The organism is Niveispirillum sp. FG156 (genome assembly GCF_057809555.1).
In genome coordinates this window covers 128123-139428 of record NZ_JBMDKE010000005.1, presented here as the reverse complement: position 1 = coordinate 139428, position 11306 = coordinate 128123, and the positions used below count along the sequence as shown (strand labels likewise).

Sequence of the window (11306 nt, the reverse complement as noted above, 5' to 3'; positions counted from 1 at the left end):
ATCAGGACAGGAAGAGTACGAAATTGAAAATTTTAACCAAACGTTCCGCTTTCCTCTTCTTGTTGTGAACTGGTTAATGTGTACTTGTTAACACTGGAAGTTACTTTTCTGAATTGGTTACCCTAAAAGGACGGGGGAGGCCCAGGGCTTGTAGGGCGTCAGTTCTTTGCGTCTACGGTCGGGGCGCATAAAATGGCTGGCCCGATCGTTCAGTAGGCTGGCCGTGAAGGAGAAAGTGCTGTTGGAAATGGCCAGCAGGTCGGCGGCGCACAGCACCTGGAAATCGTCCAGGAACGCGGCTCCCTCGATAGGGTGAAGGTCCAGTGCGCAAGCTGTAAGCGGCCGGTAGCGGGCAAAGGCGGCGGTGCTGCCGGGATCATCCGTTGCCACGTAAAGGACTGGATTGGGCAGATGGGTCCATATGCCCTCCAGCCAGTCCAGATACCAGGATTCCGGGGCGACCCAGAACGGACCCCAGCCGAAATCGCCACGCCGCAGATGCAGGCAAACAATCGTATCCCCCGCCTGTCGCAACCGCGCCTGCACCTGATCGAAACGGTCGTGCCAGCGGGGGGATTGCGTGAAGAAACGGCGGAAACGATCAGCATGAGGTGCCAGCGGGCTGGTATCACCACAGAAATAGCCGTCAATATCATGGCCGGCAGCGTTGGGTTTGGCGTTTGCCGTCAGCCCGACCGCCAGTTCCGCCTCGTCCTCCGACAGGCGGGGCAGTGGGGGACCCGGCAGCGGATCATCCAGATCGAAAAGATGCCGCCCGGCCCATGGCGCCGTTTCCAGGGTCAGTCCGTGACGTTCGGCATAAAGCCGTGCCACGCCATATTGCAGGATCTGGTTGCCGAAGCGGCCATTGCTGCCCAGCCGCGTTACGGCCAGCCGGCGTGCGGTTTCGGTTGCCCTGGCGCGCGGCGCAGGTGCCAGTCCCCATTGCCGCTCCAGCAGCAGCATGGCCCGGCGGGTGAAGGCCTCTCCAAAACCGGCATTGCAGGTAATGGCCCGCTCCCACGCGGCCAGTGCTTCCGGTTTGCGGTCCAGCGCTTCCAGGGCGGCTGCCCTGGCTGCATGGGCATGATAAAGATCGGCAGCGTGTTGTGCCGCCTGGTCGGCGGCGGTCAGTGCACCCGGTCCATCGCCCTTTTCCAGCAGAAGACCAGACCGTTCGGCCAGATAGTCGGCCTTAGCGGGCGAGGCAGCGATTACCTGTCTCAGGTTGGCTTCGGCCTCCGGCAATTGCCCCGACCGGCGCTGGGCACGGGCCAGCAGGAAACGGGCATTGATATTGTCGGGTGCCAGTTCCAGGGCACGGCGCAGATGGGGCAGTGCCGCCGCTGCGTCGCCATCTTCCAACATCAGCAGGCCCAGATTGACGCGGGCTGGGGCCAGTTGTGGCCGCAGGCTGCTGGCCCGGGCGAAGGCTGATTTCGCTTCGGCCCGCCGTGACAGCCGATGCGATGTCATCCCCAGTTCGAACCATGCTGCGAACAGACCGGGGGCAATATCCGTGGTCTGGCGCAACAGGGCGTGGGCGCCCGCGTGATCTCCTGCCGCCGTCCGCGCCGCGGCCATGGATATCAGTGTCTTGGCCGTACCGGCCCGATTTTGTTCATGGACCTGCTGCGTGGCCGACAGGGACTGGAGGCGGCGGCGGATCAGGATTTCGATGGCCATGAAGCGGCTATCGACCTCCGCCCCTTCACCGGGCTCCCGCCCGCTGACCATCTCTGCCTGCATCCGGTCCAGGACATTGCCGGGGCTCATACGGTAGAAAACGGTCTTGAGGCCGATCTTGACGCCTTGCAGTGCCAAACTAATGGCACGGGAATAGGCAACATCGTCGGCGGTGGCCGGCCAGAAAGGCGTTTCCTCGGGAAATCCGCCGGTCCGCGCATGCGCCTCCCGCCGGATGCAGAGATTGCAGGGATAGGTGCGCACCGACGCCTCCCGCCAGGAGGCAGAGACCTGATCGTCGATCCGGTCGAACACCATGTCGGTACGCACATAATCCCATTGCGGGTTGGCGTCCAGCATGCCGGCGGTGACGTGGAAATGCCGGTTCAGGAAAAGATCGTCGGCATCCAGGAACCAGAGATAGGGACCCATGGCCGCCGCCACACCGGCATTGCGGGCCCGACCGGCCCCCCGGTTCTGGTTATTGGCAATCAGGGACAGGCTCTGTTCGGGATGCGTGCGCCCCCAGGCGCGGACCACATCCACCGTATCATCGGGCGAGCCATCATCCACCACCACTATGTGGACCTGCGCATCCTCCCGGCCCGAGGCAAGGCGGTAATGGGCAAGCGTCATCCGGATGCTGTCCAGGCTTTCTCCGATAGTGCCCGCCGCCTTGAAGGCGGGGATGACGACAGTACCGATCACGCCATAGTGACGGCGATGGGTGTCCAATGCCGCCAGCGCCACGCCGATGCCGGTATCGGATGGCGATCCGCCGCCAATGTTCGGCAGCATGGCGATGGCATCACCATCCCGGCCCAGGATGAGCCAGACGGTGGCCAGTAGCCGTGCCAGATGGCCGGTGGGCGGGATGAAATCCGCCAGCCATTCCAGATGTTTCGCCGCCTCAACGAACTGACCCGGATCCAGCAGGGCGGAAATCTGGTTGAGGGCGACATGCAGCGTGGTGTCGGTCTGCTGCACAAAGATATCTGTGTTTCCATGCAGGCGATAGGCACGGCGAAACAGCCGCATCGCCCCCAGCCCATCGCCCTTATCGCGAAGGTCCGCGGCCAGATGCTGAAGCGCCATCACATCGGTCGGCTCGTTCGCCAGAAGTCGGCGGCATTCCACCGGGTTCATTCGCATAGCCGTGCCCATGCCGATTTCGTCACGCATTCCATAGCAACCAAACTATGCTAACAGGAACGAAAAGCTGAATGGCGTTGTGGTTCAAAGGGTCATGAAACTCGCCTTCCTCGACACGACATTCGGCGATTATACGCCGGATACGACACGTACGGCCCCGTTGGGCGGCATGCAGTCGGCTGCCTGTTATCTGGCGCCCGCCCTGGCCCGCCTGGGGGCAGAGGTCACGCTGGTCAACGGGACCTCGGCGCCGGGAATGGTGGATGGGGTCATGTGCCGGCACCATGGCACTATGCCTGTTTCTCTGCTGACGTGGTATGATGTGTTGGTGGTCATGGGGGGCTGTGACAGCGAAAGCGTGCGCAACCTGCACACGGCCAGCGATGGACGGTGCCGGCTTCTGCTGTGGACACAGCATGCCGGTGACCAGCCCGCTGTTGCCGGCCTGACCGACCCCGATATTGCCGGCCTGTGGGATGGCTTCATTTTCGTCAGCCGGTGGCAGCGGGAAGATTTCATCCAGCGCTTCCGCTTGCCCCGTCACCGCTGCCATATCGCGCGCAATGCGCCGGCCCCTTGCTTTGCGGGCTTGTTCACGGCGGAGGACAGGATCATCGCGGCCAAATCCTGGCCCCCGGTTCTGGCCTATACCAGCACGCCCTTCCGGGGGCTGGATGTGCTGCTGGCGGCCATGCCCCTGATCCGCGCCGCCATACCGGGAACCCGGCTGAAAGTGTTTTCGTCCCTGGAAACCTATCAGGTGCCGCTGGAACGTGATCCCTATGCAGCGCTTTATGAACGCTGCCGGGACACGGATGGCGTTGACTATATCGGCAGTGTCTCACAGCCCGCCCTGGCAGCGGGATTGCGGGAGGCGGCGGCCCTGGCCTATCCCAACCGTTATGCCGAAACCTCCTGCATCAGCGTGATGGAGGCGCTGGCAGCGGGCTGTCTGGTTGTGTCCAGCCAGCTTGGCGCCCTGCCGGAAACGGCAGCGGGATTCGGCCGACTGTTGCCCGTGCCGTCCGACCCGGCCCGGCACGCGGCCCAGTTCGCGGAAGTCATGGTGTCGGAACTGCGCCGGTACCAGGAACAGCCGGAAGGGGTAGAGAGGCATTTGCACGCCCAGGTCCGGCATGCCGATGCGGGCCAGGGCTGGACCCGGCAGGCGCAGCGCTGGCTGTCTTTCCTGTCGGACAAGGCCAGTTGGCAGCCGCCGACAGGGGATGTCGCGGACATTCTGGGGCAGTTGAAGCGACCGGCAGCGGTGAACGACCATGACGCGATGGCCGATCTGTGCATGCGTATCCTGTCACTGGACCCTGCCCATGCCGGCGTCTGGCGTGTGCTGATGCAGGTTCAGGTGGCACAGGGCCGGCATACCGACGCGCTGCTGTCGCTGGGCCGTGCCGGTCGCCTGGAAACGCCTGATCCTGTGGAATGGCGGGGCTGGATGTCCGCCATGCTGGCCGGTTTGGCATCGGGCGCTGACGGGGCGCCCCTGGCCATGCGGATCGCCGCGTTGCGGGCGGTGCGACCGCTGCTGTCGGGTGATGCGTCATGGACCGCCTCACTGGCCGCCGCTGGCCGGCAGTTGGCGTCGCAGGCCAGGGCGGCGGATGACGCGGCGGCGACGCTGTCGGCCTGTCTTCTGGTGGCGGAACTGACACCCGATGATGCCGGTATCCGCCTCGCCGCCGCCATCGCCTGCCACGCGCTGGCGGAACATGCCCTGGCCCTGGAACTGGTGGCGCAGGTGTTGCGGATCGATAGCACCACCATCCTGTCCGCCCGTCCCACGCGGACCATGCTGACCGGATGGCTGGCGGATGCCGAACAGGCCACGCTCAGCGAGGTGGAGACGCTGGAGGCTGCCTCGGCGGCGCGGTTGTTCAATGCCATGGCCCTGGTGGCCGGCGCATTGGGAGAGGATGCCAGTCTTGCCCGCCAAGCTGCGGCCGCACAGACGGCACCCGTGCGCCGGGCCCTGCTGCTGCGCATGATTGCGGCGCGGCATCGGCTGGCGGGGCGGCGGGCGGATCAGGTCGAGTTGCTGCGCCAGGCGGCGGCCCTGGATAATGATCCGGAGGCCTGGCGCCGGCTGGGTGCCGTACGCTTGGCGCTGTCGCAGCGGCTGCTGCTGGAAAATCTGGGCACGGTGCTGAATGAGGGAGCCAATGGCCGGCTGGGTACTGGTTGGCGGGAGCAAGCGACGGCGCTGATCGGCCAGATCGAAAGCCTGCTGCATCTGGACGGCAATGACGAGGGCGAGCGTTCCGCGATGTGGGGCACGCTGCGCGGTTACGATGCCTTCCTGGCCTGGTTTGACGCTGCGGGACCGGGGGCGCCACCCTTGCCCGCCCCACCGCCGGGGGGACGAAAGCTCTATGACTGCTTCCAGTTCTATAATGAACTGGACCTGCTGGAGATCCGGCTGGCCGAACTGTCGCCCGTCGTCGATCATTTTGTGCTGGTGGAGGCGGCCTATACCCATGCGGGTACGCCCAAACCGCTTTATTACGCGCAGAACCGGGAAAGGTTCGCCCGCTATGCCGACAAGATCATCCATGTCGTGGTGGAGGATGATCCCGGCGGTTTCGCCTGGGTGCGGGAGGCGCATCAGCGCCAGGCGATCCTGCGCGGCCTGACCCAGGCCGGGCCCGCCGACATGGTGGTCATCAGCGACGCCGACGAGATTTTGCGGCCCGAGATAGCGTCTCAGCTGCGGTCGGTGGGTGCGGAAGGCCCGTCCCTGTTCGCACCGCATCTGGACATCCATCTCTATTTCCTGAACCTGCGGTCACAGGAACCCTGGATTTCGGTGGCCGCGGCGCCGTTCGCCCTGGTCCGTCAGGTCGGGGCCAACAATATGCGCTATCTGGCCAAGCAGGGTATCGGGCAGACCATCCCGGCGGCGGGCTGGCATTTCACCTGGATGGGCGGGATCGACCGGTTCCTGGCCAAGCTGGATGCCTTTGCCCACCGCGAAATGATCGACAGTTTCGGCAATGACGGGGATGTGAACCGCGCGCGGCTGGAGAAGTTCTTCGCCACAGGCCGGTTTGAGGAAGGGGCCATTCCCGGCATGTGGACCGCCTTGCAACGGGTCCCCATCGATGATGGCTTCCCGGCCACCCTTCGCGCCCGCCGTGCGCAGTTTGAGGAAATGGGCTGGATCGCACCGGAGGGCGGCGCGTGACGGCCAGCGCCAATGACCTGATGGCCCAAGCGGTCGCCCTTCAGAATGCGGGGCAACTGGTGCAGGCCGCCGCCCTGTTCCGCCTGGTGCTGGAACAGTGCCCGGAGGACCCGGACGTGCTGATGGCGCTGGGCGTGCTATCGCTGCTGCGTGACGATGCGGCGGGGGCGGTGCCGTTGCTGGCCCGTTCCCTGCGGCAACGCCATCACAATGCCGCCGGCTTCTCCAACCTGTGCGCGGCATTGCGGGCGCTGGGCCGGCTGGAACAAGCGGAGGTGGCGGGGCGGGAAGCGGTGCTGATCGATCCCGGTCTGGATATGGCCCAGCATAATCTGGCCAGCGTCATGCTGGACCGTGGTGACCATGAAGCCGCGTTGGAACCGTTGCGCCGCTACATCGCGCTGGTGCCCGATGCCAGCCTGCAGCGCTTCCTGCTGGCCACTTCCCTGATGGCGTTGGACCGGCATGGGGAGGCGGAGAGTATCTGGCGGGAATTGCTGCGCCTGACGCCGGAGGATGGAAGGGCCCACGCCAATCTGGGTGTCGTGCTGAAGAACCTGCGCCGTTATGCGGAAGCCATCGAGGCCTATCGCCGGGCGCTGGTGCTGATGCCCGACGAAGCGGCGGTGATGAGCAATATGGGCCTGTCGCTGTCGCAACTGGGTGACCGGGACGAGGAGGCCACGCGGTGGCTGCGTCGGGCCATCCGGGTCAAGCCCCATTTTGCCGATGCCTGGCTGAACCTGGGGCTGGTGCTGCGTAACCAGAACCGCATCGAACAGGCGATGGAATTCTGCCAGGGGGCGCTGGCCGCCGATCCCGACCATGCGGAGGCCCATACACTGCTGGCCACCTGCCTTCTGCTGAAAGGGCGGATGCGGGACGGTTTTGCCGCCTATGAATGGCGGATGCGTCTGCGCGATTTTCCGGCGCGTCTGCGCGATTATCCATCGCCCGCCTGGACAGGGGGCGATCCCGCCGGCCTGACGCTGCTGGTCCATGATGAACAGGGGCTGGGCGATGGGATACAGTTCGCCCGCTATGTGCCGCTGCTGGCCCAGAGGGGCGCGCGGGTGATCGTGGAATGTGCGCCGGCACTGGTCCGGATATTCACGACCCTGGGGGGCGGCGCCACCATCATCGCCCATGGTGCCCCCCTGCCGCCCCATGACGCGCATGTCCCGCTGCTCAGCCTGCCGCATCTGCTGGGCCTGGAGGAGATGCCGGATACGGTGCCCTATCTCGTCGCAGAACCGGCGCTAATGGCGGACTGGTCACGCCGATTATCGGATTTCAAGGGATTGAAGGTTGGTCTGGTCTGGGCCGGCAATCCGGATTTCAAGGATGATCGCCGCCGCTCCCCCGGCCTGTCGGCCCTGCTGCCCCTTCTGGAAGGGCCGGGCGTTTCCTTCTTCGCCTTGCAGAAGGGGGGCGGTCGGGCAGATATGGAGACGCTGGGCGCGGGTCTGCGGCTGAACTTCACTGACCTGGGGCCGGAGATCACGGATTTTGCCGATACGGCTGCCATCATGGCCAACCTCGATCTGGTTATCAGTTCCTGTACGGCGCCGCCGCATCTGGCGGGTGCATTGGGCCGGCCCGTCTGGACATTGCTGCCGCTCAATGCCGATTGGCGCTGGCGGGATCAGGGGACGGCGACGCTCTGGTATCCCGGCATGCGCCTGTTCCGACAGGAGCGGGCGGGTGATTGGGCATCGGTCGTGGCACGCGTCCGCGACGCCCTGATCAATCGTGTGGCGGCACGATGAGGGTCTGTGGCGGCATGCCGGCACAATGCCGTTCCCACATCAGCCGATAGGCCCGTTCCAGATGCCGTGCGAAGGCAGGTGTGTCGAAAAGCGGCGCGGTGCCGCGAACCCGCTCCAGATGTGTCTTCAGCTCATCAAGACGTGTCCGGTCACGGGCTATTGACAGGGCCAGTGCCTCATAGCCGGCAAGGTCATGGGTGATCAGGTCGGGCAGGCCGACCGCGTGCAGCAGGCTGGCCGCGACCCGTGCCGCGAAACCATCCCCTTGCCGCGTGACCACGGGCACCCCCATCCACAATGCGTCGGAGGTGGTGGTGTGACCCGTATAGGGAAAGCTGTCCAGACAGAGATCAATGGCGCGGTAGCGGGCCAGATGCTGGGCCAGTGGGGCGGCGCCGACAAAGGTCAGCCGGCCCGGATCAACGCCCAACCCGACCGCTGCCGCGCGCAGATTGGCCGCCGCCGCATCGTTTGGGTCATAGAGCATCAGGTGGGCATCGGGCACCGCCTTCAGCAGCCGCATCCAGCAGGCGAAAAGATCGGGTGTGATCTTCTGCGGTGCGTTCAGGGCGCCAAAGACGAAACTGTCCGGTGGCAGACCCAAAGCGGCCCGGTCCGGTGGAGCATCAGGCCGGGGACGGTCGCGGTCATTGACCTGATAACAGCCGGGCAGAATGGCCAGACGCTCATGGTAGAAGGCCTGCTCGGTGGGTGGCGTCACAATGGGATCGCCGATGAGATAATCGACCGGCCCCCCGCCCAACGTACCGGGATAGCCCAGATAGGCCACCTGCACCGGCGCCAGCCGTCGTGACAGCAGGTCCAGCCTTGCCCCCGCCGTATAGCCCTTCAGATCGACCAGGATATCGATCCCCTGCGCCGCCGCCCAGTCGGCGACCTGCCGTGTGTCAAGGCCGCGCAGGATATGGAAACCATCCACCGCGCGACGGATGCGCTGGCGTGCCTCGCTGCCATCTTCCACGCCGTAACAGCCGGCCAGGATGCGGAACCGGCTGCGGTCATGCTGTTCCAGCAGGCCGGTGATCAGATAGGCGGTGGCATGGGCATGGAAATCCGCCGACAGATACGCAACGGTGAGGCGCCCGTCTTGTCGCCGGCGGGGCAGGATGGGGGCTGGATTCCAGGTCACTTGCCGTCGCCAGACCGCCTCGGCGGCCCGGCGCTGCCGCGCGGGATCGATCCCAGCAATCTGAGTCAGCAGGGGCAGGACGATCCCGCCCTGGTCAATGCGGTTTTTCAGGTGCTGGCGGTCGCGGTGATAATGGCGCCAGTCGGCGGCCTGCAGACGGCAGGCGAATGCCTCACTCGCCGCCAGTTCAAGCGACGGGTCGAGGCGACAGGCCCGGTCAAAGGCAATGGCGGCCCGCGCTGGGTCCGTGCCGCGCAGGGCCAGTCCCAAACCGCGCCATGCCGCAGGCGATGCGGGGGCCAGCGCCAGTGCCGAACGGAAAAGGCGGGCAGCCATTCCTGGCCGGTCCAGGCACAGCATGGCATGCCCGACCCGCCAGTCGGGATTGTCCGGGGCCAGAATTGCGGCGCGGCGGAACAGATGGGCGGCGTCCGCCATGCGGCCTTGCCGCTGTCGGATCATCGCCAGATTGCCATGGGCATCGGCGATGGCCGGGTCCAGGGTCAGGGCACGCTGAAACAGCCCTGACGCCACATCATCATCGCCTACCGCCATACGCAGCACGGCCAGCAGGAAAAGCCCGCCGACATGATCGGGCTGCCCGCGCAGGATATCGCGGCAGGATGCCTCCGCCTCCGCCATGCTACCCCGCCGATAGGCATCCATTGCGGCCCGCAGCAGGTCGGTTTGGGTGGGGGCAGGCACGCTGACGGTCATCCTGGTGGAGGAGGGGCGGGTGGAGCATGGCGGGGCCGGGCGGTATTGCCAAGCCACTTGTCCCATGCCAATCCATGAAGCCGCAGACAGGCAGGGAGGGCGGGCCGGTGACCGAAGATGGCTTTCGCCAGATGATGGAGGCAGGGCAGGCTGCCCATGCCGCCGGTAACCTGCACCTTGCTGTCCTGCATTTCGCCGAGGCCTTGCGCCTTTCGCCGGGCCATCCCGTGGCCCTGTTCAATCTGGGTATCACGCTGGAGGATGCAGGCCAGACCGAGGCCGCCCTTGCCATGCAGGAGGAGGCACACCGGTTGCGGCCCGATCATCCGCCGGGCCTGTTCCGCTTGGGCAGCCTGCTGATGACATCGGGCCAGCCGGAAAGGGCCTTTTCCGTCCTGGCGCGTCTGCTGGCGGTCAGGCCGGATTTCCCCGATGCGGCCTTTCGTTGCGGCAATGTCCTGATGGCCCTGGACCGCCCGGTGGAGGCGGAGCGCGCCTATCGTCTGGCACTGGTGCTGGAGCCGGCTGAGGGGGCCATCGTCAATAATCTGGCAGGGGCCCTGCGCCGGCAGGGCCGGCCCGGCGATGCCACCCCCTGGTATCTGCGCGCCGTCCGGTGTGAGCCTGGCACTCCCGAATATCACAAGAATTTGGGGACCTGCCTGATCCAGCAGGGTCATTGGCGCGAAGGCTGGCCGCATTATGACTGGCGGGATCGGCAGTCGGTCTGGCGATGGCGCCGGGATGTGCCGGGCGTTCCGCGCTGGGATGGGGCGTCGTTGGCCGGCAAGCGCATTCTGGTGCATTTCGAGCAAGGATTGGGCGATACGCTGCAATTCGCCCGCTATTTCCAGGTTCTGAAGGCCATGGGGGCCCATACCCTGTTCGAGTGTCAGGCGGAAATGCAGGATATCCTGCGCGGGTTGGACGGTATTGATGAGTTGATCCGCCACGGCGATCCGTTGCCGGCGGCTGATTTTCATGCTCCGCTGATGAGCCTTCCCGGCCTGTGCGGCAGCACGCCCGCGACCGTGCCGGGGGCGTCGGCACCCTATCTGCGCGCCTGCCCTGACCGCGTCGTTGCCTGGGCGTCTCGAATCGGAAACGACGGGCTGCGTATCGGCATCAACTGGCAGGCGGCGGAGGCCGGCAAATCCATACCGCTGGCGGCCTTTGCGCCCCTGGCCGCGATTCCGGGCGTAAGGCTGTTCAGCCTGCAGCAGCAGGCGGGCCTTGAGCAGCTTCCGGCATGGTCTGCCGCACTCAATCTTACCCATTTCACAGATGCAGACCGTGACCGGCGCCGCGGTGGCTTCATGGACAGCGCCGCCATCATCGCCAATCTGGACCTTGTCATCAGTTGTGACAGCGCGGTGATCCATCTGGCCGGTGCAATGGGACGGCCATCCTTCCTGATTTTGCCGCCCATCGCCGACTGGCGCTGGATGAACGATCCTGAGCGCACGATCTGGTATGATTGCTTACGTATGTTCAGGTGCAAGGCCCCGGGGGGCTGGTCAGTCGCTATGGAGAGCGTAGCGCGGGTGATAGTCGATGGTTCTATCCGAAAGAGATGATTTGATCACAGGCAGAATTCATAAAATCATAAGCATTGTGATGAATTGTGCACTAT

General features: G+C 65.2%; 5 protein-coding genes. 3 read left to right on the top strand and 2 right to left on the bottom strand.

What is annotated here, in order from left to right; genetic code table 11:
* Positions 1–117 precede the first annotated feature (117 nt).
* Positions 118–2868, bottom strand: coding sequence for a glycosyltransferase (locus tag ACODSP_RS04900; protein WP_488964510.1), 2751 nt, complete (start codon positions 2866–2868; stop codon positions 118–120).
* 64 nt (positions 2869–2932) lie between these two features.
* On the opposite strand from ACODSP_RS04900, the gene ACODSP_RS04895 reads away from it, so the two are divergent.
* Both ACODSP_RS04895 and ACODSP_RS04890 read left to right on the top strand, forming a co-directional pair.
* On the top strand, positions 2933–6037 hold the full coding sequence (locus ACODSP_RS04895; RefSeq protein ID WP_488964509.1) for a glycosyltransferase: 3105 nt from the start codon (positions 2933–2935) through the stop codon (positions 6035–6037).
* The gene (locus tag ACODSP_RS04890; protein WP_488964508.1) at positions 6034–7806 is read left to right on the top strand and encodes a tetratricopeptide repeat protein; all 1773 of its coding nucleotides are present in this window, start codon (positions 6034–6036) and stop codon (positions 7804–7806) included. The genes ACODSP_RS04895 and ACODSP_RS04890 overlap by 4 nt, the downstream gene beginning before the upstream one ends.
* On the opposite strand, the gene ACODSP_RS04885 is transcribed toward ACODSP_RS04890, so the two are convergent.
* Positions 7784–9661 carry an O-linked N-acetylglucosamine transferase, SPINDLY family protein gene (locus ACODSP_RS04885; RefSeq protein WP_488964507.1) on the bottom strand — a complete coding sequence of 626 codons (1878 nt, stop codon included), beginning with the start codon at positions 9659–9661 and terminating at the stop codon, positions 7784–7786. The genes ACODSP_RS04890 and ACODSP_RS04885 overlap by 23 nt on opposite strands.
* 119 nt (positions 9662–9780) lie before the next feature.
* Here ACODSP_RS04885 and ACODSP_RS04880 point away from each other — a divergent pair, with 119 nt between their 5' ends.
* A complete protein-coding gene (locus ACODSP_RS04880; RefSeq protein ID WP_488964506.1) occupies positions 9781–11250 on the top strand; it encodes a tetratricopeptide repeat protein in 1470 nt (489 codons plus the stop codon).
* Positions 11251–11306 lie beyond the last annotated feature (56 nt).